Here is a 24,240-nt window from a genome sequence, read left to right as displayed (position 1 = left end):
GTCTACGCGGTTCCCAAAAGCCGCCAGCTAAAGCGCTAGTCCTTCGGTCACCAGCGGAGCTAGCGCCTCCGTGGCCGCCGGCGAGATCTGCACGATCGCCCGTGCATCGAGATCGAACACGATAGCGACCGATTGCATCGTGCCGAATACCCGGCCGCTGAAGGGATCGACCATCCAGAAGATCAGCGACATGACGCGCTGGTCGGTCTTCTGCAACCCGCCCCAGATCTCGAAACAGTCGCCGAGACGCGGGGTTTCGCCATAGAGGATGCGGAATTCCAGCACCGCGCCGCCGACCTTGCCGGGCGGCGTTTCGGCATGTTTGCTGACGACTTCGCGGATCGGGCCGGTGAGCTGCTTCACCCCGCCGCCGACCGCGCCGATGAATTTCTGCGGGCCGAGGCGGTGGAAGGCGTCGCAGGCCTCCGGTTCGATCAGGCTCATGGCGGTGCGCTTCAGGCCGAGTGCGACCGCCCGCTCCCGCGAGGCGCTGATCGTCACCGGCTCATTGCCGGTGCCGCGGGCAAGCGCTTCCCTGGGGGCCTCGACCAGCGAGGCGGAAGCCTTTTCGCGGAAGGCCGTTGGCCAGGGCCGAGGCGTCTTGAGGTCGGCCGCATTCACATGGGTCAGCCGCACCCTGAAGCTCGCGGCAAGCTGGCCGGAATGGCTGTTGTAAAGCATCAGCACCGCAAACGCCGTCGTCTCGCCGATTTCGAGGAAACCGCCTGTCATGTGCAGCGACGTGCCGGCATGCGCTTCGCGATGGAAACGGATGTGATGCTCGTTATAGGCGAGCGTCATAGCCGACGTTGGCGAGAAGAGGCCGGGTAGGCCATTGAAGCCGAAGAGCACTGCAAGGCCCTCGTTGGCGCGGGCGACGTAATACTGGGTGTTCCAGTGGGCGTTTTCGTCCACTTCCCATTGGCGCACGCTGCCGCGCCAGACCTCGATCATTGGGGATTCGATCATTTCGCCTTGCGGTGCACTCACGCCGGCTCCTCCTCCAGAACGATACGTCCCTTGACTGCACCTTTGGACAACCGGCTCATCGCGTCGTTGATCGATGATTTCGGCAGAGCCTCATAAGGGATGGCATCGAGTTTTCCGCTTTTGGCGAGTTCCACCAGGTCGCGCAATTCCTGCAGCGAGCCGGTGATGCTGCCGATCAGGCTCAGGCCCCCTTGCGCCATGCGCATGGTCGGGATGGTGAGCTGGCCGCCGAACATGCCGACCATGATGATGCGGCCGCCGCGCGCCAGCGCCGGGAAGCAAAAGGCGGCCGTCTGGCTGTTGTTGACGAAGTCGATGATGGTTCGCACCGGCCGGCCGACCGCATCGACGATCCTCTTCGTCACGTCGTCGCCGGTCGAAAGTACGGTTTTGTGGGCGCCGGCATCGGTTGCGATCTTCAGCTTCTCTTCGGAAACATCCACCACGACGATGTTCTCGTGCCCGAGCGCCTTCAGGATGACGATGCCGCTGAGGCCGAGCCCGCCCGCGCCGACCACGACGATCGCCTCGTCGGGACGCACCGGCATCGCCTTGCGGATGGCGGAATAGGCGGTGAGGCCGGAACAGGCATAGGTGGCGGCAAGTGCGGGGTCGAGATCTCCGGTATCGATCAGGTAACGGCTATGCGGCACCACTACATGGCTGCCGAAACCGCCGGGCCTGCGCATGCCGAGCGGCCGGCCCTGCATGCAGAGGTTCTCCTCGCCGGCACGGCAGGTTTCGCACTCGCCGCAACCGAGCCACGGATAAACAAGCCTTATATCGCCGACCTTCACATCCGTCGCATCGGGGCCAATGGCGATGACGGTGCCGAGGATTTCGTGGCCCAGGGTGAGCGGGTATTTCATGCCGATGCTGTCGATCGACACTTGTCTGTCGCCCATGTCGAAAATGCCCTTCCACAGGGTCAGGTCCGAATGGCAGAGCCCGCAATGAGACACCGAAACGACGACTTCCGAGCCCACCGGCTGCGGGTTCGCCTCCTCGACCTCCCGGAGCACTTCCGATGCTTCGAATACCTGCCATGACCGCATGATCTAGCTCCTCCCAGATGTGGGGAACGTATCAGGCTGCCTGTTATGTGGCAATTGGGAAATGGTTGGTGGGTGGGTGGATGACGGAAGGGGCGGGAGACAGTTACTCCGCCTTCTCCTGCCCTTCGATCGCCGCCTCTGCTCCGGCAATCGCCTTGTCGAGCAGTTCCAGAAACGCTTGCCGTTCCTCGACGGACAAAAACCGCAGCAGGTCGGCCTCGTGCAGCGGCAGCGAGGTTTCCACCAGCGCTGCGGCTTCGAGCCCCGCCTTGGTGAGCCGCAGTTCATAGACGCGGCCGTCATCGGCGGCGCGGTCGCGTTCGACGAGTTTGTGTTTGATGAGGGGACTAAGCGTCTGGATCAGCGTCGGCGGTTCGATGCGCAACCGCCTTGCGAGCGCGATCTGGCTGATGCCGGGATAACGGCGGATCAGGAGCAGCACGCCGCCCTGGACCGGGGTGACCGCAAGCGAGCGGGCGCGGAACCAGTTCTGCCAATGGCTGCCGAACAGCGATTGCAGGCGGCGGATGCGGATGCCGACGACGCCGTCGAGAAGGACGGCGTGGCCGTCCCTCTCTCCGGGTGCATTCGGTTCCAAACTCATGTCTTGTCCCAGCTGCCGTAGACCTTCACGTCCATCGAGCCGATGCCCTCGAACGTGCCGTGCAGCACGTCGCCGGCAGCGATCGGCGCGACGCCTTCCGGCGTGCCGGTCATGATGATGTCGCCCGGATAAAGCGTGTAGGCCTTGCTGGCGAATTCGATCAGCTTCTGGACATTGAAGATCAGCATGCTGGTGTTCGATTTCTGCCGGCTCTCGCCGCCGATCGTCAGTTCGAAATCGAGATTGTTCGGGTTGGGGATCTCGTCTGCGGTGACCAGATAAGGGCCGAGCACGCTGAACGTGTCGAGCGACTTGCGGTAGCTGCGCTCTTCGGGGCCGCGAATGGTGATGTCGTAACAGATCGCGTAGCCGGCGACATAATCCAGCGCGTCGGCTTCCGACACGCGAAAACCTTTTTTGCCGATGATGACGGCGAGCTCGATCTCGTGGTCGGTGCGGCGGTCGGCCCAGTCGACCACGACGCCTTCCGACGGGCCGACCAGCGAGCTCACCGCCTTCAGGAACACGCCGGCCTCGGCGATCGGCTTGATCTTCATGCCGTGATGCAGCTGGTCGCTGTCCAGCACTTCGTCGAGATGGAGCCGGTAGTTGACCGGCGCGCCGACGATCTTGCCGGGATTGGCGATCGGGCTGAGAAGCGCGACGTCGGATAGCGGCTTCGACGGCGCGGTCTTTGCCATTTCTTCCATGACCGGCCGCAGCTCGGCGAAATGAGCCATGAACTGGTCGCCATGAGGCAAGGGATAACGGTAGTTCGGCAGGCGATCGAGGACGCTGGTGACGTCCTTTACCTGATCGCCGACGACCACGCCGAGACGATTATCGTCGTAACGACAAAAACGCATGATTTCTCTCCCTGATCTCGTTCGCTCAGACGCGGGTGCGGTCTTCGCGGAAATAGCCGAGCTTCTCCTGGGCCACGCGGTCGGAGAAGCAGAATACGACGACGTCCTCGCTGGCCTTGAACGAGCGCCATGACCAGCCGGGCACGACGATCACGTCCTTGGGGCCGAAATCGAAGGTTTTGGCCCCAATCGTGATCGAGCCGGTGCCTTCGGCGATGCACATGACGATATGGTCCGTGGAGCGGATTTTCGCCGTTTCCATGCCCTTCGGGACATGGCTGAGCCATGCGGACATGGTCGGCATCGTCCAGCCGCCGTCGATCGGGTTGGCATAGCGCAGCGTCGTGCCGATATGGGCGTCGATTTCTTCGCCACGCGAGGCGCGGTAGAGGGCTTCGCGGCTGCGCTCATAGGGATAGTTGAAGATCGGCGTCGTCTGGCCATAGGGGCTCGTGCCGCCGATCGGCATCATGCCGGAGCCGAAACGGGCAAGCGAGTCGCCTTCCGGCCGAAGCAGTTCCTGTTCGGTGTCGTCGGAATCCTCGCGGAACACCGCTTCGAAAAAGGCGATCATCGGCACGTCGAGACCGTCGAGCCAGGCGGCCGGGTCCGAACCGTCATTGCCGTGGTCGTGCCAGGCCCAGACGGGCGTGATGACGAAATCGCCAAACGCCATGCGGGTGCGCTCGCCGCCGACGGTCGTATAGGCGCCTGAACCTTCCAGCATGAAGCGCAGCGCCGACGGCGTGTGGCGGTGAGCCGGCGCCACTTCGCCCGGCATGATGATCTGGATGCCGGCATAAAGCGTCGAGGTGGCGCGCGACTGGGCCGGGAAGGCGGGGTTTTCGAGGATCAGCACCCGGCGCTCCGCTTCTTCGGCGGTCAGCAGGCTGCCGGATTCGAGGATCAGCGGGCGGATGTCGTCGTAACGCCAGCGATGCGCCTGCGCCTTGGAAGGCGGCTCTGGCGGCAGCATGCCCTTCATCACTTCCCAAAGGGGCGCCATGTTGTGCGGCTTGAGCCGCGCGTAAAATTCTTCCCGTTTCGCGACGGTGGCGGCATCGATCTCGTGCATGAAATCCTCCTCCTCGGCTCCTCCAGCCGAAGATCGTAAGGTACACTAATTAATTTGGCGAGGTCAATTGTATTTGGAGGAAGATGCCACCGGCTGTATCTGATCTCCCCCTGGTGGGGTTGATCAGCCTAGCGCACTGCCGTGCTCTTCGCCCGCGTCGGCTTCGGCGGCGCGGGCGGCTTGACGTTGTCCTCGCCCTTTGCCCCGCGGCCGGGCGCGCCAAGCCGTTCGGAAAGCCGGTGGGCGGCGGCCATCAGGGCGTCGATCGTCGGTTTCTTGCGGGGGCCGGCAAGCTGTTTGTCGGAGCCGAGCACGGTCATGGTCGCGACGATCCGGCCGCTATAGTCGAAGACCGGCGCGGCGATCGCGGCGAAGCTCGAATTGATGCTGTTGACCGTCATCGCATAACCCTGGTGGCGCACGGTCTCGATGATCTTCTGGATTTCCTTGGTCGTGGTGACGCGCGGCGAGAGCGAGGCGGTGTCATCCGGCGCACCACGCTTGGCTGCAGCGATCTCGTCCTGCCGCACCGCCATGGTCTCGCTTTCGTTGAGATAGGTGAGGAAGACCTGGCCGGTTGCCGAAGTGAGGAGCGGCAGCACGTAGCCGAGGCGCACGGCAAGCGATCCCTGCCGCTCGCCGTCGACCTTGGAAACGATACCCGGTCCACGATCTCCCCAGAGCGAAAGATAGGTGGCGAAACCGGCGGTGCGCTGCAGCGCCGCCAGTTCCTCACGGGCGAACTCCACCACGTCGAGCTGGCGGATGGCCGACAGGCCGAGCTGGATTGCGAAGCGGCCGAGCCCGTAATGCCCGGTGACCGGATCCTGGAAGGCGACGCCTTCCTTGACGAAGCTGACGAGATAGAGATGAGCCTTGCTGGGCGGCATGCCGGCGGCGGCGGCGATATCGCGCAGCGGCAGCGGTCCGTTCGCCGCCTCCATGGCGCGGATGACCTGGAACCCGACCTCGATCGATTGAATGCGGCGCTGGGTCCATTCCTCCGGCGCCTTGGTCTTATCTGACGGCATCCTAAATCCCCTGTGTTCCCAGTTGATTATATTTATATCTGCAGCAGGTCGAGCCCGCGTTAAGCGTAGTTTTCCACAGCGCGGAAGGCTGCGACCAGATCATCGGCATCGAGCATCCGCTCCTGGTTGACCAGGAACGGGCTTTTTGCGCAGGCCGCGGCAAGATTTTCGATCGCCGCATTACCGACATCCGGCAGGCCAAGCGCCGAAAGCCGGCGCGGCATGCCGATTTCGTCGTAGAAGCCGAACAGCGCCGTCAGCTCTTCTTCGGCGCGGCCCTCCGCAACGGCCTGCACCAACGTGCCATAGGCGGCATGTTCGCCATGCAGCGATTGTTTTCGCACAGGCTCGATCGCCCCGAGCTCGGTCGCCACCGCATGGGCGATGGAAAGACCGGTATTTTCGAAGGCGACGGCGCTGAGCCAGAGGATCGCCTCGATGACGGCTTCGAGATCCGGCGTCACCTCGCCTGTTCCGGCCACCCGCATGGCACCCGGACCGTGTTCGAGCAGCATCCGGTAACAGATATCGCCGAGCATCACGCCCGTTTTCAAGGGCCGCGTGCCTTGCTTGGAAAGGCCGGTGCCCTTCCAGGCGCCTTCTGTCTCGAATTTTGCCGTCAGCGCATCGCCGATGCCGCCGCGCAGCAGCCGGGCAGGGGCCTTGGCGATGATGGCGGTGTCGACGATCACGAAGGCCGGGTTCTGGTCCATCTGCTCGACGGCGATCATCCTGTGATGGTCGTCATAGATGACGATGCCACGGGTCGAGGGCGCGTCGGTGGAAGCGACCGTCGGCACGCTGACGAAGGGCAGGCCGGTGCGGCGCGAGACGCCCTTGGCGACATCGAGCGTGCGGCCGCCGCCGATGCCGACCACCACTTCGCCGCCCTTGGCCCGCACCAGCTCGGCCAGACGGTCCATTTCCCGATATGTAACATCCGCATCGAAGGGGATGATGGTGGGTGAAATGTCCTGCCGGTTCAGGGTCTCGGTGAGATCCGCCTCGATATGCGGAAGCACCACGGCGTCGCAGATCGCCACGACCGAACGGCCGAGCGTCGCCGCCTTTTCACCGAGCAGGTTCAAGGACCCCGAACCCTGGATATAAAAAGCCGGCGCCCGGAATATACGTGTCATGCCTCCCCCGGAATGCTGTAACGCCGAATGCTATACAACATTATCAAAGGAAATGGGAGCTTCGCATTACTCCGGCGGCCCGCGACTCAAACGAGATCGGCGAGATAGGTGTTTTCCGCCCGCGACTGCGCATAGGCCGCCGGATCGACCTCGGCGATGATCAGGGCCTCGCCCTTGGCGGGTGCCTCGGCGATCAGCTTGCCATCCGGTGTCGCAATCCGCGACAGGCCGGCATAGGAAAACAGATCGTCGGAGCCGCAGTGGTTAATATAAGCGACGAAAACCTGGTTCTCGAAGGCGCGGACCTGGATCATGTGTCCGGCGATGAATTCCCCGGACCAGCCGGTCGGCAGCGCCGTCGGCACGACGACGAGATCGGCGCCGCCCTTTGCCAGTCGCCGGACGTTTTCCGGGAACTCGACGTCGTAGCAGATCAGGAATCCGAGCCTGATGCCGCCGAGCGTCACCAGAACCTGGCGGCGGTCCTCCTGGGCGAACCATTTGCGCTCATAGGGGCCGTAGAGGTTGCATTTGCGGTAGACCGCCGTCTGCCCCATGCCATCGGTGAAGAAGGCGCTGTTGAAGGTGTTTTCGAAGGTCTTTTCGGCAAAACCCGCGACGATCGCCAGCCCGTGTTTCGAGGCGATCTCCGACAGCCGATCGGTCACCGGACCGTGCGCTGGCGTGGCGAGATCGGGAAATTTCTCCGCCGCGCCATAACCGGTCAGGGCCAGTTCCGGAGTGATCAGCAGTGCGACGCCTTGGGCGGCCGCCTCGTCGGCAGCCGTCTCGATCTTGGCGAGGTTCGCCTCGATGTCGCCGACGACGGGCTGCATCTGGAAACCGGCGATCTTCATGGGCTTGTTCCTTTAGCGTTCGTCCGACATGGCGCCGAGCAGTTTCGGCAGGTCGCCGAAGCGGGCCACCAGACCGAAAACAACTGCTGCGATGACCAGGAACAGCACCGTCACCGCGGCCATGGTCGGCGTATAACCGTAGCGCAGCGCGTTGAAGATCTTGATCGGTAGGGTTTCCATGGTGAAGCCGACGGTCATGTAGGCGACGATATACTCGTTCAGCGACAGAACGAAGGCGAAGGCGTAACCGGAGACGAGGTAGGGCAGGATCAGCGGCAGCACGACGGTGCGGAAAATCTTGCGGTCGTCGGCCCCCATGGTGGCGGCCGCTTCCACCAGCGAACGGTCGATGGCCGAAAAGCCGAGCGACAGGGTCACCAGCGGCAGGGTGACGAAGAAGATGCCGTGGCTGATCACCGCCGTCCAGGCCTGGCCGTAGAAGCCGGTGGTCGCCCAGAAGGTGAGGAGCCCGAGCGCGGTGATGACCGGCGGCAGGGTGAAGGGCGCGACGCCCAGAAGCTGGAAGATGTTGGCCCAGGGGGCAATCCGACGCCACAGGAACCAGGCAAGCGGCAGGGCGATCAGCAGGGCCAGAAGCGCGGAGGAGGCAGCCAGGGTCAGCGAGGCGACCAGCGCATTGCGCCATTCGGGATTGGTGAAGATCTGGCCGTACCAGGAGAGCGAAAAGCCCTGCGGCGGAAAGGCGAGCGTCTGGCGGGCATTGATCGAGACGCCGGCGACGACGATCAGCGGCAAAGCCAGGAATAGGCCGACGACGAAGAAGAACAGGCGGCGGAGTATGGTCATTTCGCTTGCCTTTGCTGTCCGGCGTAAAGCGAGAGGCCCACCAGCGCCAGCGATACCAGCACGAGGAAAACGGCCATGGCGGCGGCAAACGGCATGTTCGACTGGTAGATCGCCTGGTCGGTGATCAGCACCGACAGCGTCCAGTGCTGCGGCCTTCCGAGCAACTGCGGCAGCAGGTAGGAGCCGAGCGCGAAGATGAAGACCATGATCAGCGTCGCGAGAATGGTGTTGCGCAGCGCCGGCACCACGACGGTGAAGAAGGCCTTGACCGGCGAGGCGCCGAGCGTGCGTGCCGCTTCCGTCAGCGTCGGGTCGAGCCGTACCAGCGCCGGATAGAGGACCAGGACCGTATAGGGGAAGGCCTGGTAGGTCATGGCGGTCATGACCGCCCCGAAACTCGGGGTCAGCGCCTGGGCCTGGGCCATCAGCCCCAGCCAGACGAACAGGTTGGTAATGCCGGCGGTGCGCGAAAACAGCGTCGACCAGGCAAAGCCGATCATCACTTCCGAGAGCGACAGGATGGACAAGAGCGCCACCAGCCAGACGATCTGTATTCTTCGCGCCGAGCGGGAGAGCAGATAGGTGAAGGGAATGCCGATCACCACGCAGGTGGCCGCAACTGCGATCGCCAGGAACAGCGAAAAGCCGAGGACCTTGCCGAAGAACAGGCTGAGGAAGCGGGCGTAATTGTCGAACACGAAGGCCGGCGTATAAAAGCCGCCCTGTTCGCGCTGGAAAAAGGACACGGCGATCATCGTGGCGAACGGCACCACGAAGAACACGGTCAGCATGCCCGCGGGGAAAAAGAGCGGTCCGTAATCGGCAAGACGCTGCGGCGGTTCGCGTCTCATCTGGCGAGCACCACGCTGGTGGCCGGATCGAGCCTTATGCCGACGCTCTGGCCGACCGAGACGTCCGGCCGGTTGCGCGGCGAAGACACCGCGATCACCTGGGTGCCGGCCGCTTCCACGAAAGTTTCAATGGCGCCGCCGAGATCGCGGATGAAGGTGACGGTGCCGGCAATCGCGCCGTGGCCGGGGGCGGTGAGCTGCACATCTTCCGGCCGCACCGACAGCATGCCTTTTGCAGCACCTGCGGGCAGCGCGATGCCCTCGACCACCTCGCCGAGCACGCTGGCGCGGCCGGCGCTGTCGGCCGCGACGGGCAGGAGGTTGGTCTGGCCGATGAAATCTGCGACGAAACTGTCGGCCGGGCGTCGGTAGATATCGACCGGGGCGGCCGCCTGGCGGATCTCGCCGCCGTTCATGACGACGACCGTATCGGCCATGGTCATCGCCTCGCGCTGGTCATGGGTGACGACAATGGTGGTGATGCCGAGCCGCTGCTGCAACTGGCGCAGCTCGACCTGCATCGCCTCGCGAAGCTTCGCATCGAGCGCCGACAGCGGTTCGTCGAGCAGGAAGAGCTTTGGCGAGATGGCGAGCGCCCTGGCGATCGCCACGCGCTGCCTTTGGCCGCCGGAGAGTTTTGCCACCGAACGATCGGCAAAGCCCGGCAGATGGATCATCGCCAGCAGTTCGTCGACGCGTTTCTTCTGCACGTCCTTGGGCGTACCGCGGATGCGCAGCGAATAGGCGATGTTCTCGCCGACCGTCAGGTGCGGAAACAGCGCCAGCGACTGGAAGACCATGCCGAGGTCGCGCTTGTGGGTGGGTACCGCGGTGATATCGGCGCCGCCGAGCTCGATCGAACCTTTAGTCGGCAGATCGAGGCCGGCGATCATCCGCATCAGCGTGGTCTTGCCGCAGCCGGATGGTCCGAGCAGGCAGACGAACGTGCCGTCCGGAACCGAAAGGCTCACGTCGTTGACGGCCGTGAAGTTGCCGAACTGCTTCGTCACGTGGTTGAGGTTCAATCCGGACATTCGGTCTCCGCGGTTTAAGACTCTCCCAATTGACGAAGAGTAAGGATCCCCTCATCCGCCTGCCGGCACCTTCTCCCCAAGGGAAGAAGGGATATGCCGTGCCGTCGCTCTTCCTTCCTCTCCCCTTGGGGAGAGGTGGCCGAGCGAAGCGGAGGCCGGGTGAGGGGGCTTCCGGCTCCGACCTTATACGGATTTAAATCACCCTGCGATCATCTCCGTCCACTTCTGGTTCAGGAAGTCGGACTTGGTCTGGTAGAGATCGTAGCGCGGGATGATCGGCTCGATATCGGAGGAGACCGAGGCGAATTCGGCGGCGGTGAGGTCGAGCAGGTCGCGCTTGACGGTCGGCGAGGTGCCGACTTTCCGCGACAGCGTCGCTTGGATGGCCGGCTGACACATGTAATTGATGAACGTATGCGCTTCCTCGGTCTTCTTCGAGGCACGCGACAGCGCCCAGCAGCCGCTGTCCTGGATGCCGCCTTCCTTCGGGAAGGTCGAGCGGACGGGGCTTCCTTGAGAGGCGGCAAGGCCGGTGACGTCGTGGTAATACTGGCCCATCGGAATTTCACCCGACTTCAGCGCCTGTTCGAACTGCGCCTCGTCGCGATACCAGAGGCGGACGTTCGGCTTCACTTCCGCGAGCTTTTCGAGCGCCTTGAGGATGCCCTCCTCGGTATCCAGCGCCTTGGTGCCGCCCATGAAGGTCTTTGCCGTCACTTCGAGCAGGAAGGAGTTGGAGACGAGTGCCAATAGGCCGAGCTTGTCGGCATTCGCCTTGTCCCACAGGGCTGCCCAGGAGGTCGGGGCTTCCTTGTAGGCCTGCGTATTGGTCACCAGCGTGATGTACCAGGAAACGGCGCCGATGCCGGCGATCTTGCCGTCCGGATATTTGTTGACGAAGTTGTCGATGAGGTTCTTGGAATTCGGCAGTTTAGCGGCGTCGAGCGGCGCCCAGAGCTTGGTCGTCTGGCCCTTCAGCATGGCGACCTGCGACATCATCGAGACGTCGGCCGGGGCGGCACCCGCCTTGGCGGCCTGTTCGAGCTGAACCAGCCAGGCTTCGCCGGTCGGCTCGGCGACGGATTCGATGGCGATGCCGGTCGCCTTGGTGAAGTCCGGAAAGATGTTCTTGTCGAACGAATCCTTAAAGAAGCCGCCATAGACGCCGACCTTCAGCGACTTGTCCTGGGCGCGCAGCACCGAGGGCATGGCCAGCATGGAGGCGCCGGCGAGGCCGGCACCGAGCACGCTACGACGGCCCAGTTTGGCATTCAGAATGTCACGCATGATGTTCTCCTTTGTTTTTTAGGCCTGCCGGTGCTTCGCCGGCCGGCGAGTTCCCTTGTTGAATGCAGTTTATCTCAGGCGCGGCCCTTCACGGAAGGGCTGAAGACCATCAGGCTCAGGATTTCGAACAATATCTGGGCGCCCGCATGGGCGGTGTTGTTGGTCGCGTCATATTGCGGCGCCACCTCGACCACGTCGCCGCCGACGATGTTGATGCCCTTGAGCCCGCGGACCAGTTCCAGCACTTCGCGGGTGGTGAGCCCGCCGATTTCGGGCGTGCCGGTGCCGGGTGCAAAACTCGGGTCGAGGCTGTCGATATCGAAGGAAACATAGGTCGGGCCGTCGCCGACGATCTTTTTCGCCTTCTCGATGATCGCCGGAAGCCCCATGCCGGTCACTTCCTCGGCGTGGATGACGGTCATGCCGGACTCGTAGGAGAACTCCCAGAGATATTCGGCAGCTCCGCGGATGCCGATCTGGATCGTCCGGGTCGGGTCGAGCACGCCGTCGAGCACCGCGTTGCGGAAGGGACCGCCGTGGTGGAACTTGGTCTCGTCGAAAAAGCCGCTCGTATCGCAATGGGCGTCGATATGGATCATGCCGACCGGCGCCTTTTTGCCGACCGCCTTCAGGATCGGATGGGTGATCGAATGGTCGCCGCCGACCGAGAGCGGCAGCACGCCCGCATCAACGATCTGGCCGACGCGCTTTTCGATGTCGTCATGACTCATTTCCAGCCGATAGCGGCTGCGGAAGGCCACGTCACCGATATCCGCGACGTTCAGTTCATAGATCGGCGCGCATTCCATCACGTGGTTATAGGGACCGACGCGCTCGATCGTGCGCAGCGCCCTCGGTCCGAAGCGCGAGCCCGGGCGGTTGGTGACGCCGAGATCCATGGGCATGCCGACCATCGCCACCTGCAGGTCGCCGAAATCCGGATTCTCCGCATCGAGCGGCCTGTAGGGCGCATCGAGAAGCGTGGGAATGCCCGCATAGGGCGCGACGCGGGTGCCGGCCTTGTCGAAGATCTTCTCGCCGACCTTTTTGAATTTCGGGTCAAAGATCTCGCCACCCCGGCTGTCGAGATATTTTGCGCGCAATTCGTCGAGCTTCTTCGCGTCGAATGTCATGATCGCCTCGCCTGTCTGCCAGCCGCTTATGTGCAGCCTAATTTTTGTTCCACTGGGCTTAGCGCCCTTGTTTTCATCATTATCCGTCAGGTGCGGGTGGAAAAGCAATTGAGATTGTTCTAGCAGTGGCTGTGAGAAAAACTAACACTTAAGATCAATTCGAGGATCAGTCCGGGACCAAGATGAGCAACCGCCTGCCGCCCCTCAATCCACTGCGCGCCTTCGAGGCCACGGCCCGCCGCGGCTCGGTTTCTGCAGCGGCCCGGGAGCTCAACGTCACCCACGGCGCGGTCAGCCACCAGATCAAGGCGCTGGAAAGCTCGCTGCAGGTCTCGCTGTTCGAACGCGGCGCCAAGCGGCTTAAGCTCACCTCGGAGGGCGCGCTGTTATTGCCGGCGGTCAGCCAGGCGTTCGGCGAGATCGCCGCCGCGACCGCGCAGATGAAGCGGCCGGCGACATCAGGCGAATTGTCGATTACCTGTGTTCCGGCGCTGCTGTCCTTCTGGATCGTGCCGCGCCTCAATTCCTTCACTGAACAGTTTCCCGGCGTCAGGCTGAAGCTCGCCGCCTCCAATGATCCGGCCGTGCTGCATTCCTCGGATGTCGACGTCGCCGTTCTCTATGGTGACGGCAACTGGCCGGACGCCTGGACGCGGCTCTGGAGCAACCTGCAGCTTTTCCCGGTTGCGAGCCCGACCCTGCTCAACAGCCGGCCGCTGCGCTCGATGCGCGATCTCGAAGACCATGTCCTGCTGCATGGCGACGCGGACGGGCGCGAATGGAACACCTGGCTTTCCGCCGCCGACGCCGTCGACCTGCCGCGCCGGCAGCAGTATTTCATGGGCGACGCGCGGTTTTCGACGGAAGCCGCGCTGCACGGCCAGGGGATCGCGCTCGGCGACACGATCACCGCCAGCAAGCTGATTGCCCGCGGCGAACTGGTCGTGCCTTTCGACCTGAGCGTTCCGGCCAACGATGCGTTCTACGTCGCCTGCCGGTCGGCCATGCGTTCGGCACCGATCGTGCGGGTCTTCATCGACTGGCTGTTTTCCTCGCTGGAGGCAGATCAGCTCGCCGAACCGCATACCTCGGCCCGCATCCTGTTGCGCGGCCGCCGCGCCTGATATCTATCCTGTATCCATTGTCCGGGAGATCAGGAGAGCGGAGGTTTACCTCGCCGGCGAACCCGGCTAAGCGGGGTTCAAAAACTTGCCACTGTTGCTCATCTATTGATTTCATAGAGTGTCCGATGCTTCGTCGCTTCTTTGCCTATTACCGGCCATACCGCGGGCTTTTCATCCTGGATTTCGGCTGCGCGATCATTTCGGGCGTGCTGGAACTCGGCTTTCCGATGGCGGTGAAGCTGTTCGTCGACCGGCTTCTCCTCAGCCACGAATGGCTGCTGATCCTGGTCGCATCGGCGGCGCTGCTGGTGATCTATGCAATCAATACCGGCCTGATGGCGATCGTTACCTATTGGGGCCATATGCTCGGCATCAATATCGAGACGGACATGCGCCGGGCCGCCTTTAACCATCTCCAGAAGCTCTCGTTCAGCTATTTCGACAATCAGAAGACCGGCCATATCGTCGGGCGCCTCACCAAGGACCTGGAGGAGATCGGCGAGGTCGCCCATCACGGACCGGAAGACCTGTTCATCGCGATCATGACGTTTGCCGGGGCTCTCGCGCTGATGTTCTCGGTCAACCCGCAACTGGCGATGATCACCGCCGTCGTGGTGCCGCTGACCGCCTGGGTGACGAGCCATTTCGGCGGGCGAATGACCGATAATTTCCGCCGTCTCTTCGGTCGCGTCGGTGATTTCAATGCTCGCATCGAGGAAAATGTCGGCGGCATCCGTGTGGTCCAGGCTTTCGCCAACGAGCAACACGAGCGCGCTCTTTTCGAAAAGGACAACCAGAACTACCGGCGCGTCAAGCTCGATGCCTACAAGCTCATGGCTGCGAGCAGCTCGCTCAGCTACATGAGCATGCGGCTGACCCAGATGGTGGTGATGATTGCCGGTGCCTATTTCGTGCTGTCGGGCGAGCTGACCGCCGGCGGTTTCATCGGTTTCCTGCTGCTGGTCGGGGTATTCTTCCGCCCGGTCGAGAAGATCAATTCGGTGATCGAGACCTATCCGAAGGGCATTGCCGGCTTCCGCCGCTTCACCGAACTGATCGATACCGAGCCGGATGTCGCCGATGCTCCCAATGCGGTCGACGTCGACCACCTCAAGGGCGAAATCGCCTATCAGAACGTCTCCTTCGGTTATAGCCCGGACAAACCGGTGCTTGAAAACGTCAACCTCTCGATCCGCGCCGGCGAAACAATCGCCTTCGTCGGCCCCTCGGGCGCCGGCAAGACGACGATCTGCTCGCTGCTACCGCGCTTCTACGAGATCGGGGCCGGAAACATCACCATCGACGGCATCGACATCCGCGCCATGACGAAGGTGTCGCTGCGCCAGCAGATCGGCATCGTCCAGCAGGACGTCTTCCTGTTCGGCGGGACGATCCGCGAGAACATCGCCTATGGCCGCCTCGGCGCCAGCGAGGTGGATATTGTCGAGGCGGCGCGCCAGGCACGGCTGGAAGAAATGCTCGCGGGCCTGCCGCAGGGGCTCGACACGGTGATCGGCGAGCGCGGCGTGAAACTCTCCGGCGGCCAGAAACAGCGCGTCGCGATCGCCCGCATGTTCCTGAAAAACCCGCCGATCTTGATCCTCGACGAGGCAACCTCGGCGCTCGACACCGAGACGGAACGCGCCATCCAGCGTTCGCTTGCCGAGCTCTCACAAGGCCGCACGACACTGATCATCGCCCACCGCCTCGCCACCATCCAAGGCGCCGACCGCATCGTCGTCATCGACGGCAACGGCATTCTCGAACAGGGCACCCACCAGGACCTGATCGCCAAACGCGGTGCCTATACCAGGCTTCACGCGGCGCAGGTTGGGACGATGTAGGCGGAGGACGCAGGGCCGGTGTCGATCCATTGCAAGAATATCTATTTTATCTATAATAGATAGAAGGGAGTCTTGAAATGAAAATTACGTCCACCGAATTTCAGCAAAATGTCGGTCGCTATCAGGATGCGGCCCAGCGCTCGCCCGTCGCTATAACCAAGAACGGCCGGACCCATACGGTCCTGGTATCAGCCGAATTCTTCGATCTGGCGATCAAGGGCCGCATCGCTCGCACCGTGGAAGATCTGGACGAAGACACGCTGAAGGCCATCGCAAACAGCAGCGTGTCCGCCGATCATGCCGACCTTGATGATCTGCTGAAAGACTGGAAAGCGTGAGCCTTCCTGTCCCGCGACCAGGCCTCGTCATTTGTTACTCTTATCTTTGGGCAGTTGAAAGTCGACGCGGAATTGAGGAGGGCGCCAAGAACCGGCCCTGCGCCATAGTCGCGGCACGACAAGTCATCGAAGGCCGGCAGGTGGTGACGGTAGTACCGGTCACCCACGCTCCTCCGCACGATCCGGCCGATGCAGTCGAAATCCCGGCGGCACTCAAAGCGCACCTGGGGTTGGACGATATCCCATCTTGGATCGTGGTGACGGAAGCGAACGATTTTATCTGGCCAGGTCCGGACTTGAGGCCGGTGCCGGGTTCCAAACCCGCTCGCTACGAATTCGGAATTTTGCCGCCGCGGTTCTTTGCCCATCTCCGCGACAAGATTCTGGAAGCTCACCGGCGCCGTCGTTTCGGCCAGGTTGAGCGCACTGAGTAGTGCTATCATGAACTGACTGATTCACCGCCGCCGGATCGCATGGAAACTTCGCTTTATCTCCCCGTCAAAACCTTTCTCGAAAGCTTCGGATACGAGGTGAAGGGGGAGGTGGGCGGCTGCGATCTGGTGGGGTTGAGCGAGACGGATCCGCCGGTCGTGGTGATCTGCGAGTTGAAGCTCACCTTCAATCTCGAACTGATCCTGCAGGCGGTCGACCGGGCCGGTGTTTCGGACGAGGTGTGGATCGCTGCGCGGGTTTCCGCCAAGGGCAGGGGTCGGGAGGCGGACAAGCGGTATCGCGATCTCTGCCGCCGGCTCGGGATCGGCATGCTCGGCGTCTCGGATCAGGGCGAGGTGAGCGTGCTGGTCAGTTCGGTCTCGCCCATGCCGCGCACCAACCCGAAACGGCGCACGCGGCTGGTCAAGGAACATCGCAAGCGCAAAGGCGATCCGGCCGTCGGCGGCAGCACCAAGGTACCGGTCATGACCGCCTATCGTCAGCAGGCGCTCGCCTGCGCTTCGGCGCTTAGTGGCGGCCCGCTTCGACCGCGCGACATGAAGCAGGCGGCGCCTACCGCCGGCACGATCCTGCGCGCCAATTATTACGGCTGGTTCGAGCGCATCGACAAGGGGGTCTATGGGCTCACCGAGGTCGGCCGGCAGGCGCTGCAGCGCTGGCCGCAGACGGCGTCGGGCGAGATAGAGCTTTAATTACACCAACAGAAAAGCCGCCCGCTTCGGAAGCGGGCGGCTTTGTTGATCTCTCGAGCGCGAGGCTTACGGCTGCGTGCCGGTGCCGCCAGTCGCGCCGCCAGCCGGCGGAGTTGCCGGAGTGGCATTGTTAGCCGGCGGAGCTGCCGGGGTCATCGGAGCCGGTGCAGGGGACGACGTGGAGTTGTCGGTTACCGGCGGGTTGGTCGAAGACGTAGTCTGCGGATCGGTCGAGGAACCGCCCATCTGCGACCATACGAAAGCGCCGACCAGAATGACGGCGATCACGGCTACCCACGGTACCCACGAAGAGGTGCTGCTCCGGACTTCAGTGGCCCGGAGGTCCGGATCACGGGTCTCGAACTTTCTGTCATTGGGATCAAAAGTCATGCTTGCTTCCTCCTTCTGCAGCCGGATAATGCCTCGGTACGCGTTTGGTTCCCGAATTCGTGAACGCCGCAAGCAGGTCGTGCCGAATTAACGGGCAAATCTCTTGGCGCCTGCCACGCAGGCAACCACCGCAAGCGTCGCGGCGAACATGCCCAGACTGACCTTTTCGCCGAGAAGTGCTGCGGCCAGAACCAGGCCGAAAAAGGGCTGAAGAAGCTGCAGTTGGCTTACCCCGGCAATGCCGCCGAGCGCCAGGCCGCGATACCAGAAGATGAATCCGATCAGCATGCTGAACAGCGAGACATAGCCAAGACCAAACCAGGACGTGCTGTCGAGATCGGGCAGGGAGACCGGCATCACGGCGATCGACACGGTCAGCATCACAGGCAGGGAAAGTGCCAGCGCCCAGGAGATGACCTGCCATCCGCCGAGTTTGCGCGACAGGCTGGCGCCTTCCGCATAACCGAGCCCGCAGGCGATGATCGCCCCCAGCATCAGGAGATCGCCGATCGAGGAGACGGCCTCTTCCTGAAACAGCGCGAAGCCGGCGACGATGGCGCTGCCGAGGCAGGAGAACAGCCAGAAGACGGCCTTCGGGCGTTCGCCGCCCCTCAGCACCCCGAAGATCGCCGTCGACAGCGGCAGCAGGCCGACGAACACGATGGAGTGAGCCGAGGTGATATGTTTCAGCGCCAGCGCCGTCAGCAGCGGAAAACCGATGACGACGCCGAGCGAGACGATGGCGAGCGGCAGAAGATCGGACGGGGCCGGGCGTTTTTCGCGAAAGGCCAGCAGCAGGCATATGGCGAGCAGCCCGGCGATCGTGGCCCGCGCCACGGTCAGGAACAGCGGATCGAAATCCGCAACGGCAATGCGGGTAGCGGGAAGCGACCCGCTGAAGATCAAAACGCCAACGAAACCACTGATCCAGCCGCTTGTCGTGTTGTTCATCGAAGTCTCCTGATTTCCAAGCCTTGCCCTTGAGCGCCTCCCTTGGACGTTCATCGCAGGCATTCCTTGGGTATTTTCCCGCTATCGGCCGGAAGCCATGGCGGCACCAGAGACAATGCGATACAATTTCCAGAAACTGTTATGGTTTGTGGAGCAGTACGGTGGATGCAAGGGCGGAACAGAAGGGTGGCGGCCAGCGTATCGGCGCCGTCATGGCGGAGATTCGCAGTCGCATCGCCGGACGCGGACTGGTGCCCGGCGCACGGCTTCCTTCGGTGCGTGCGTTCGCCAAGGCGATGCATGTCTCCGTCTCGACCGTCGTGGAGGCCTATGAGCGGCTGGCCGCGGAAGGGTTGATCCGCTCCCGACCGGGGTCGGGTTTCTACGTCTCGAGTCCGCTGGCACCGCTGTCGCTCTCCGAGATCGGCCCGAAGCTCGACCGGGCAATCGATCCGTTCTGGGTATCGCGCCAGGCGCTGGAGGACGGCGACCTGTTGAAGCCCGGCTGCGGCTGGCTGCCGTCCTCCTGGATGCCGGAGGCGGCGATCCGAAGGGCTTTGCGCAGCCTGTCGCGCAGCGAGGACCGGGTCCTGTCGGACTACGGTACGCCGCTCGGCTCGCCGCAGCTGCGGCAACTTCTCTCCCGCCGGATGAGCGAGCGCGGCATACCGGCGGCTCCGGACCAGATCATCCTCACCGAATCCGGCACCCATGCCATCGACCTTCTCTGCCGTTTTCTGATCGAGCCGGGCGATGCGGTCCTGGTCGACGATCCCTGTTACTTCAATTTCCACGCCTTGCTGCGTGCGCATCGCGCAAAGGTCGTCGGCGTGCCGATGACACCGGCCGGGCCGGATATCGAGGCATTCGGAAAGGCGATCGAGGAGCACAAGCCGCGGCTCTACATCACCAATTCGGCGATCCACAATCCGACCGGCGCGACGCTTTCGCCGGTTGTAGCGCATCGGCTCCTGAAACTCGCCGACCGGGCCGGACTGACGGTCATAGAGGACGATATCTTCGCCGATCTGGAGCATGAGCCGGCGCCGCGTCTGGCCGCCTTCGACGGGCTCGATCGGGTGGTGCATATCGGCAGCTTTTCGAAGACGCTGTCGGCTTCGGTACGCTGCGGCTTCATCGCCGCCAAGCGGGAATGGATCGAGGGTCTGGTCGACCTGAAGATCGCCACGAGTTTCGCGGCGGGCCGGCTGTCCTCCGAGCTCGTATTGCTGCTGTTGACCGATGGCAGCTACCGGAAACATCTGGAAGAACTGCGCGTCAGGCTGTCCCGGGCAATGGAGGCGACGACGGGGCGTCTTGCAACGCTTGGCATCACGCCCTGGCTGCAGCCGCGCGCCGGCCTGTTTCTCTGGTGCAGGCTTCCGAACGGGATAGAGGCGGCGGACGTGGCGCGCGCCTGCCTTGCCGACAATATCGTGCTGGCCCCAGGCAACGCATTCAGCCTCTCCCAGAACGCCGGCAGCTTCCTGCGCTTCAACGTGGCGCAGTCGGAGGATGCGAGGATATTCCGCAGTCTCGGACGGGCGCTCGACGCCCTGGGTCAATGATGGGGTGAGAGCTGCCGGCCGGGGCTTCGGTCGTCAGGTATTCTTGTCCGAGCGCGCAAAATCCGGGATTTGGAAACGCCGCCGGTAGGCGCCGGGTGCCAGGCCCGTGACACGCTTGAACAGACGGCGGAAGAAGGCGGGCTCTTCATAACCGACCTGCCAGCTGATCTCGTCGACCGAAGCTTCCGTTCCCTCCAGCCGGCGCTTGGCCTCCTCGATCCTCAGGCGCTGCACGTAGGCGATCGGGCTGACACCGGCTGCAGCCGTGAACCGGCGCTTGAAGGTGCGTCCGGTAAGACCGGCCCGCAGGATCATCTCCTCGAGCGGGTTTGCGACGGAAAAGTGGGTTGCGACCCAATCCTGCGCCGCCTGGATCGCCGTGTCGCCATGGTCCTTGCGGCCTTCGAAGACGATATAGGGGGCGAGCCCGTCCTGATGCCATTGCAGCGCGAAGAAGCGCGCGATCGATCGGGCGGCCGCGGCGCCCATATGGCGTGCGATGAGGTAGAGAACGAGATCGTGCCAGGTCATCGAGGCGCCCGAGCTGATCAGCTCCTCGCGCCGTCCGGAAACCACCAGCACCCGTTCGGGATGGATCGGCACCTGCGGAAAGGCGGCCGCGAAGGCACCGGCATAACCGAAATGCACGGTCGCATCGGCGCCGTCGAAGAGGCCGGTCTCGGCCAGCAGGAAAATGCCCGAACAGGCCGAACATATCAGCGCGCCGCCCGCATGCATCCGGTTTACCCAGTCGACCAGCTCCGGGTAGCGGCCTTTCCGCCAGCCGTCTGGCCTCAGCAGGATCGACGGAACGATGACGATATCGGTCGCCTCGAGCGTGGCGATGCTGCGCTGGACGGTGATCGGCACAAGGCTCGCGAGCGTCAGCGGCCCGGTCTCTATTCCAACAATCTGGACTTCGAACGGGCGGGTTATCGCAACGTCCGGCGGCGGCAAGACGGAAAAGGCGTTCATCACGTCGAAGACGCCGCTCAGCGTCGAGACCACGGCGTCGGGAATGGCCACCAGGCTCACATGCAGCGGCTTCAAACTTGTCCCGGTCGCCTCACGCGGCATAACGATCCCTCCAATGATCAAATGCGTACACCGAGCCTGAGAATGGCGCAAACGGCCCGATTGTGGATTTTCCCGCTCTGCCCGAACCGGTTCGGACCTGCGATCCTTTGCCATCGTCAACTTCCGATGAAGGAACAGGAGATAGCAATATGGACTACGTCAAGACAAACGAGATCGATCCGGCCAAGCTGGACGCGATCGTTTCCCGCGCCATCGGCGATCTGTCGGCGGGGTACGGAGGGGTCATGGTCAGTATCGGCCACCGTCTCGGCCTCTATAAGGCGATGGCCGGGGCCGGACCGCTCAGTGCCCACGAGCTGGCAAGCCGCACCGGCTGCGCCGAGCGTTACATCCGCGAGTGGCTGAATTCGCAGGTTGCCGGGGGTTATGTTCTGTTTCATGCCGTCAGCGACAGCTTCGAACTTACCCCGGAACAGGCGCTGGTGCTTGCCAACGAGGATAGCCCGGTCTTCCTCGCCGCCGCCTGGGGCGTGCCGGCTTCCATGTGGTCGGACGAGGAAAAGGCGCTGGAGGCCTTTCGCAAGGGTTCCGGCATTCCCTGGGGCGGCCATGACGGCCGGCTTTATTGCGGCGTCGCCTCGCTCTATCGCAATGCCTACAAGGCAAGCCTGGTCCCGGAATGGCTGCCGGCCCTCGATGGCGTGGTCGACAAGCTGAAGGCCGGCGCCTCGGTGGCGGATGTCGGCTGCGGCCATGGTCACTCCACGGTGCTGATGGCGCAGGCTTTCCCGGCTTCGCGTTTCCGTGGCTTCGATACGCATCGGGTATCCCTCGACGAAGGCCGCAGGATCGCCGCAGACGCGGGCGTCACCGGACGGATCGCGTTCGAGACGGCGCGCGCCGAAAACTATCCCGGCAAGGGTTATGACCTGATCTGCTTCTTCGATTGCCTGCACGACATGGGCGACCCGTTGGCGGCAGCCCGGCACGCGGCGAGAACGCTTGCGCCGGATGGTACGGTGATGCTCGTCGAGCCCTTCGCCAATGACCGCGTCGACGACAACATCTCGCCCGTCGCCCGCATGTACTACGCCGCATCGACGACGATCTGCTGCGCCCATGCGATTTCCGACGGCGGCCACATGGTGCTCGGCGCGCAAGCCGGCGAAGCAAGGCTGCGGGAGATTTTCTACAAGGCCGGCTTCACCCGCTTCCGGCGGGCGATGGCAACGCCGTTCAACCTCGTCCTCGAGGCGCGGCTGTAATCCGGCCGCAGTGACCTAACCTCCAGGGAGCGCGCGGGGCCGGTTTCACAGGCCCTGCGCGCTTGTTCTTTCGCCGGCCTCGTTGTCGGCGTCTAATTCTGTGCGATCGTCGTGCGCGGCGAGGCCCAGTTGTGCCACTGCTCTTCCGAACCGTGGAAGACGTTGAGGTCGATCTTGCCGTCGACGCCGTGCGACAGGCCGGAGCCGGAATATTGCCAGAACAGCCACCTGCGGCCGGGATAGACCTTGGAAGGATGCTGGGCGACCGCGCGCAGCCAGAACGGATAGTTGAGAAGCTCTCCCGAGAGGTTGTCCTCGTAGAAGTCCGGCGCCGTGTAGATGATCGGCCGCTGGCCGTAATAGCGCTCCAGCTTGTCCATGAAGACCTGCATCTTTTCGAGCACCCGGGCGCGGGAGAGTTTCGCCTTGCAACTCGACTCGCCGTTCCATTCGACGTCGATCACCGGCGGCAGCGCTTCCGGATCGCGGGGCACGTTGCGGATGAACCAGTCGGCCTGTTCGCCGGCGGTGCGGCACCAGTAGAAGAAATGGTAGGCACCGCGCCGGATGCCCGCCTCCTTGGCTCTTCGCCAATTGGTCCTGAACATCGGATCGAGATGGTCGCCGCCGTCGGTGGCCTTGATATAGGCGAAGTTGGCGCCCTGGGTGCGGAGCTTCGCCCAGTCGATGTCGCCCTGCCAGCGCGACACGTCGACGCCGTGCACTGGGTAGCTTCTCGGCGAAACCCTGCCGAAATTGATCGGCTTGGCATCGCGGAACTGGCGGCTGTAGATCTGCAGGCGCCCTCGGCGGGGTACGGTTTCCAGCGCCGGCTGGTCGGGCACCAGCATGGCGACCGGCCGCTCGGCGGGAAGCGGCATACCGACCGTCGTTTCCCGCACGAAGGCCTGCGGCGCCGGCATCGCACCGTTCCAGGCGATCTCCTGCTGCTGCGGCAAGGTCTGCTGCTGGGGCGCTTGCGGCGCGCCGATCCGCGCGGTCTTGCCGACACCGACCGCCGGGACGGGGGCGGGCAGATCGACCGAGCCTGTTTTCTCTTGGGTGGCGACGCCGGCGACCAGCTCGTCCGGACCGGATGCCGAGGCGCAGCCCGCCAAAGCGAGGCAGGTGACAAGGAGTGCTGGCACAGCCGATAAACGCATTTTGAAACCCGTACGCAAGACAACAAAGACGGCCGCCCCCGCCGTCGATAAACCCCGACAGGAATTGCTAACGGAAAATTACCAAAAAATGCTGAATCCAATCTTTACGCGCGGAGATGTTTCGAAATCAGCTGCGCGGCGTGATCGACCGCGCCGGATTTCCCACGACCGTGGCGGCCGGCGGCACGTCCCGCGTGACGACGGAACCTGCGCCGACGATCGCCCCGTCGCCGATCGTGATGCCGCCTAGAATGATCGCGCCGCCACCAATCCAGACGTCGGCGCCAATGCTGATCGGACGGCCGATCTCAAGACCTTGGGCGCGCAGGGCGGGGTCGCGGTGGTGATCGGCGCAATAGAGCTGGACGCCCGGCCCCAGCATCGAACGGGCGCCGATTCTGACCGGTGCGGTATCGAGGATCGTGCAGCCGGAATTCAGATAGACGCCTTGCCCAAGAAAGACGTTGAAGCCGTAGGCGCAGTGGAAGGGCGCTTCCAGGAATGCGTCGGGCGCTGCGCCGAACAACGCCCGGAGGGCGGGTGCCATCGCACCGCGCTCGACGGGCGACATGGTGTTATGCGCATGGACGGCAATGCGTGCCTTGTTCCTCAAAGCGTCGAGTTCCGGATCGAGGCAGCAATACCACTCGCCGGCCGCCATCTTTTCGCGTTCGCTCGCCATACC

At 63.4% G+C, this 24,240-nt stretch carries 25 protein-coding genes; 7 read left to right on the top strand and 18 right to left on the bottom strand.

The genetic code is table 11. The annotated features are described in order from the left end of the window. Positions 1–27 precede the first annotated feature (27 nt). From C5J24_RS21325 to speB, 13 genes are all read right to left on the bottom strand, one after another. Complete coding sequence (locus C5J24_RS21325; protein ID WP_172724089.1) at positions 28–990, bottom strand: thioesterase family protein; 963 nt, start codon at positions 988–990, stop codon at positions 28–30. Further along, positions 987–2,045, bottom strand: coding sequence for an alcohol dehydrogenase (locus C5J24_RS21320; protein ID WP_105420764.1), 1,059 nt, complete (start codon positions 2,043–2,045; stop codon positions 987–989). Before C5J24_RS21320 ends, C5J24_RS21325 begins: the two co-directional genes overlap by 4 nt. A gap of 103 nt (positions 2,046–2,148) precedes the next feature. Continuing rightward, positions 2,149–2,649, bottom strand: coding sequence for a MarR family winged helix-turn-helix transcriptional regulator (locus C5J24_RS21315; protein ID WP_105420762.1), 501 nt, complete (start codon positions 2,647–2,649; stop codon positions 2,149–2,151). Next, positions 2,646–3,515, bottom strand: coding sequence for a fumarylacetoacetate hydrolase family protein (locus C5J24_RS21310; RefSeq protein ID WP_105420760.1), 870 nt, complete (start codon positions 3,513–3,515; stop codon positions 2,646–2,648). Before C5J24_RS21310 ends, C5J24_RS21315 begins: the two co-directional genes overlap by 4 nt. 25 nt (positions 3,516–3,540) lie before the next feature. Further along, a complete protein-coding gene (gtdA, locus tag C5J24_RS21305) occupies positions 3,541–4,590 on the bottom strand; it encodes a gentisate 1,2-dioxygenase (protein ID WP_105420758.1) in 1,050 nt (349 codons plus the stop codon). Positions 4,591–4,718: 128 nt separating this feature from the next. Then, positions 4,719–5,621 carry an IclR family transcriptional regulator gene (locus tag C5J24_RS21300; protein WP_105420756.1) on the bottom strand — a complete coding sequence of 301 codons (903 nt, stop codon included), beginning with the start codon at positions 5,619–5,621 and terminating at the stop codon, positions 4,719–4,721. 59 nt (positions 5,622–5,680) lie between these two features. Next, positions 5,681–6,760 carry an iron-containing alcohol dehydrogenase gene (locus tag C5J24_RS21295; protein ID WP_105420754.1) on the bottom strand — a complete coding sequence of 360 codons (1,080 nt, stop codon included), beginning with the start codon at positions 6,758–6,760 and terminating at the stop codon, positions 5,681–5,683. A gap of 86 nt (positions 6,761–6,846) precedes the next feature. After that, a complete protein-coding gene (locus C5J24_RS21290; RefSeq protein ID WP_105420752.1) occupies positions 6,847–7,617 on the bottom strand; it encodes a carbon-nitrogen hydrolase family protein in 771 nt (256 codons plus the stop codon). A 12-nt stretch (positions 7,618–7,629) separates the two neighbouring features. After that, a complete protein-coding gene (locus C5J24_RS21285) occupies positions 7,630–8,424 on the bottom strand; it encodes an ABC transporter permease (RefSeq protein WP_105420750.1) in 795 nt (264 codons plus the stop codon). After that, on the bottom strand, positions 8,421–9,275 hold the full coding sequence (locus tag C5J24_RS21280; protein ID WP_105420748.1) for an ABC transporter permease: 855 nt from the start codon (positions 9,273–9,275) through the stop codon (positions 8,421–8,423). The genes C5J24_RS21285 and C5J24_RS21280 overlap by 4 nt, the downstream gene beginning before the upstream one ends. After that, positions 9,272–10,309 (bottom strand): ABC transporter ATP-binding protein, encoded by a 1,038-nt coding sequence (locus C5J24_RS21275; RefSeq protein WP_105420746.1) that lies wholly within the window; start codon positions 10,307–10,309, stop codon positions 9,272–9,274. Before C5J24_RS21275 ends, C5J24_RS21280 begins: the two co-directional genes overlap by 4 nt. 198 nt (positions 10,310–10,507) lie before the next feature. Further along, complete coding sequence (locus tag C5J24_RS21270) at positions 10,508–11,596, bottom strand: PotD/PotF family extracellular solute-binding protein (RefSeq protein ID WP_105403954.1); 1,089 nt, start codon at positions 11,594–11,596, stop codon at positions 10,508–10,510. Positions 11,597–11,670: 74 nt separating this feature from the next. Then, positions 11,671–12,729 carry an agmatinase gene (gene speB / locus C5J24_RS21265; RefSeq protein ID WP_105420744.1) on the bottom strand — a complete coding sequence of 353 codons (1,059 nt, stop codon included), beginning with the start codon at positions 12,727–12,729 and terminating at the stop codon, positions 11,671–11,673. Between the two features lie 182 nt (positions 12,730–12,911). Between speB and gcvA the strand changes: the two genes are divergently transcribed. The 5 genes from gcvA (at position 12,912) to C5J24_RS21240 (ending at position 17,180) form a co-directional block, all read left to right on the top strand. Continuing rightward, positions 12,912–13,853: a transcriptional regulator GcvA gene (gene gcvA / locus C5J24_RS21260; protein ID WP_105420742.1), complete on the top strand. Its 942-nt coding sequence runs from the start codon at positions 12,912–12,914 to the stop codon at positions 13,851–13,853. 125 nt (positions 13,854–13,978) lie between these two features. Next, positions 13,979–15,697 (top strand): ABC transporter ATP-binding protein, encoded by a 1,719-nt coding sequence (locus C5J24_RS21255; protein WP_105420740.1) that lies wholly within the window; start codon positions 13,979–13,981, stop codon positions 15,695–15,697. A 77-nt stretch (positions 15,698–15,774) separates the two neighbouring features. After that, positions 15,775–16,035 carry a type II toxin-antitoxin system prevent-host-death family antitoxin gene (locus tag C5J24_RS21250; protein WP_105420739.1) on the top strand — a complete coding sequence of 87 codons (261 nt, stop codon included), beginning with the start codon at positions 15,775–15,777 and terminating at the stop codon, positions 16,033–16,035. Positions 16,036–16,175: 140 nt separating this feature from the next. After that, complete coding sequence (locus C5J24_RS21245; protein WP_371674732.1) at positions 16,176–16,469, top strand: hypothetical protein; 294 nt, start codon at positions 16,176–16,178, stop codon at positions 16,467–16,469. 39 nt (positions 16,470–16,508) lie between these two features. Continuing rightward, positions 16,509–17,180, top strand: coding sequence for a DUF2161 domain-containing phosphodiesterase (locus C5J24_RS21240; protein WP_105420735.1), 672 nt, complete (start codon positions 16,509–16,511; stop codon positions 17,178–17,180). 66 nt (positions 17,181–17,246) lie between these two features. Here the strand turns inward: C5J24_RS21240 and C5J24_RS21235 are convergent, their stop codons facing one another. After that, a complete protein-coding gene (locus C5J24_RS21235) occupies positions 17,247–17,570 on the bottom strand; it encodes a hypothetical protein (protein ID WP_105420733.1) in 324 nt (107 codons plus the stop codon). An 87-nt stretch (positions 17,571–17,657) separates the two neighbouring features. Then, the gene (locus C5J24_RS21230; RefSeq protein ID WP_046666016.1) at positions 17,658–18,521 is read right to left on the bottom strand and encodes a DMT family transporter; all 864 of its coding nucleotides are present in this window, start codon (positions 18,519–18,521) and stop codon (positions 17,658–17,660) included. A gap of 212 nt (positions 18,522–18,733) precedes the next feature. On the opposite strand from C5J24_RS21230, the gene C5J24_RS21225 reads away from it, so the two are divergent. After that, positions 18,734–20,089, top strand: coding sequence for a PLP-dependent aminotransferase family protein (locus tag C5J24_RS21225; RefSeq protein WP_105421042.1), 1,356 nt, complete (start codon positions 18,734–18,736; stop codon positions 20,087–20,089). 33 nt (positions 20,090–20,122) lie between these two features. Here the strand turns inward: C5J24_RS21225 and C5J24_RS21220 are convergent, their stop codons facing one another. Then, positions 20,123–21,166: a GlxA family transcriptional regulator gene (locus C5J24_RS21220; RefSeq protein ID WP_105403963.1), complete on the bottom strand. Its 1,044-nt coding sequence runs from the start codon at positions 21,164–21,166 to the stop codon at positions 20,123–20,125. Positions 21,167–21,315: 149 nt separating this feature from the next. Between C5J24_RS21220 and C5J24_RS21215 the strand changes: the two genes are divergently transcribed. Beyond that, positions 21,316–22,392, top strand: a complete 1,077-nt coding sequence (locus C5J24_RS21215; RefSeq protein WP_105420731.1) for a class I SAM-dependent methyltransferase — start codon at positions 21,316–21,318, stop codon at positions 22,390–22,392. Positions 22,393–22,484: 92 nt separating this feature from the next. Here C5J24_RS21215 and C5J24_RS21210 read toward each other — a convergent pair whose 3' ends face one another. Both C5J24_RS21210 and C5J24_RS21205 read right to left on the bottom strand, forming a co-directional pair. Beyond that, complete coding sequence (locus tag C5J24_RS21210; RefSeq protein WP_105420729.1) at positions 22,485–23,555, bottom strand: GH25 family lysozyme; 1,071 nt, start codon at positions 23,553–23,555, stop codon at positions 22,485–22,487. A 127-nt stretch (positions 23,556–23,682) separates the two neighbouring features. Then, entirely contained in the window at positions 23,683–24,237 is a 555-nt protein-coding gene (locus C5J24_RS21205) for a sugar O-acetyltransferase (protein ID WP_105420727.1), read from the bottom strand. Positions 24,238–24,240: the final 3 nt, after the last annotated feature.

The organism is Neorhizobium sp. T25_27 (genome assembly GCF_002968565.1).
GTDB lineage: Bacteria > Pseudomonadota > Alphaproteobacteria > Rhizobiales > Rhizobiaceae > Neorhizobium > Neorhizobium tomejilense.
The sequence above is the reverse complement of the archived record's forward strand: the minus strand, read 5'-3'. Positions and strand labels throughout refer to the sequence as shown.

What these genes read in the sequence shown, in the direction of transcription:
- C5J24_RS21320 (WP_105420764.1), bottom strand. Translation starts at nt 2,045, where the DNA reads ATGCGGTCATGGCAGGTATTCGAAGCATCGGAAGTGCTCCGGGAGGTC.
- C5J24_RS21315 (WP_105420762.1), bottom strand. Translation starts at nt 2,649, where the DNA reads ATGAGTTTGGAACCGAATGCACCCGGAGAGAGGGACGGCCACGCCGTC.
- C5J24_RS21310 (WP_105420760.1), bottom strand. Translation starts at nt 3,515, where the DNA reads ATGCGTTTTTGTCGTTACGACGATAATCGTCTCGGCGTGGTCGTCGGC.
- gtdA (WP_105420758.1), bottom strand. Translation starts at nt 4,590, where the DNA reads ATGCACGAGATCGATGCCGCCACCGTCGCGAAACGGGAAGAATTTTAC.
- C5J24_RS21300 (WP_105420756.1), bottom strand. Translation starts at nt 5,621, where the DNA reads ATGCCGTCAGATAAGACCAAGGCGCCGGAGGAATGGACCCAGCGCCGC.
- C5J24_RS21295 (WP_105420754.1), bottom strand. Translation starts at nt 6,760, where the DNA reads ATGACACGTATATTCCGGGCGCCGGCTTTTTATATCCAGGGTTCGGGG.
- C5J24_RS21290 (WP_105420752.1), bottom strand. Translation starts at nt 7,617, where the DNA reads ATGAAGATCGCCGGTTTCCAGATGCAGCCCGTCGTCGGCGACATCGAG.
- C5J24_RS21285 (WP_105420750.1), bottom strand. Translation starts at nt 8,424, where the DNA reads ATGACCATACTCCGCCGCCTGTTCTTCTTCGTCGTCGGCCTATTCCTG.
- C5J24_RS21280 (WP_105420748.1), bottom strand. Translation starts at nt 9,275, where the DNA reads ATGAGACGCGAACCGCCGCAGCGTCTTGCCGATTACGGACCGCTCTTT.
- C5J24_RS21275 (WP_105420746.1), bottom strand. Translation starts at nt 10,309, where the DNA reads ATGTCCGGATTGAACCTCAACCACGTGACGAAGCAGTTCGGCAACTTC.
- C5J24_RS21270 (WP_105403954.1), bottom strand. Translation starts at nt 11,596, where the DNA reads ATGCGTGACATTCTGAATGCCAAACTGGGCCGTCGTAGCGTGCTCGGT.
- speB (WP_105420744.1), bottom strand. Translation starts at nt 12,729, where the DNA reads ATGACATTCGACGCGAAGAAGCTCGACGAATTGCGCGCAAAATATCTC.
- gcvA (WP_105420742.1), top strand. Translation starts at nt 12,912, where the DNA reads ATGAGCAACCGCCTGCCGCCCCTCAATCCACTGCGCGCCTTCGAGGCC.
- C5J24_RS21255 (WP_105420740.1), top strand. Translation starts at nt 13,979, where the DNA reads ATGCTTCGTCGCTTCTTTGCCTATTACCGGCCATACCGCGGGCTTTTC.
- C5J24_RS21250 (WP_105420739.1), top strand. Translation starts at nt 15,775, where the DNA reads ATGAAAATTACGTCCACCGAATTTCAGCAAAATGTCGGTCGCTATCAG.
- C5J24_RS21240 (WP_105420735.1), top strand. Translation starts at nt 16,509, where the DNA reads ATGGAAACTTCGCTTTATCTCCCCGTCAAAACCTTTCTCGAAAGCTTC.
- C5J24_RS21235 (WP_105420733.1), bottom strand. Translation starts at nt 17,570, where the DNA reads ATGACTTTTGATCCCAATGACAGAAAGTTCGAGACCCGTGATCCGGAC.
- C5J24_RS21230 (WP_046666016.1), bottom strand. Translation starts at nt 18,521, where the DNA reads ATGAACAACACGACAAGCGGCTGGATCAGTGGTTTCGTTGGCGTTTTG.
- C5J24_RS21225 (WP_105421042.1), top strand. Translation starts at nt 18,734, where the DNA reads ATGGCGGAGATTCGCAGTCGCATCGCCGGACGCGGACTGGTGCCCGGC.
- C5J24_RS21220 (WP_105403963.1), bottom strand. Translation starts at nt 21,166, where the DNA reads ATGCCGCGTGAGGCGACCGGGACAAGTTTGAAGCCGCTGCATGTGAGC.
- C5J24_RS21215 (WP_105420731.1), top strand. Translation starts at nt 21,316, where the DNA reads ATGGACTACGTCAAGACAAACGAGATCGATCCGGCCAAGCTGGACGCG.
- C5J24_RS21210 (WP_105420729.1), bottom strand. Translation starts at nt 23,555, where the DNA reads ATGCGTTTATCGGCTGTGCCAGCACTCCTTGTCACCTGCCTCGCTTTG.
- C5J24_RS21205 (WP_105420727.1), bottom strand. Translation starts at nt 24,237, where the DNA reads ATGGCGAGCGAACGCGAAAAGATGGCGGCCGGCGAGTGGTATTGCTGC.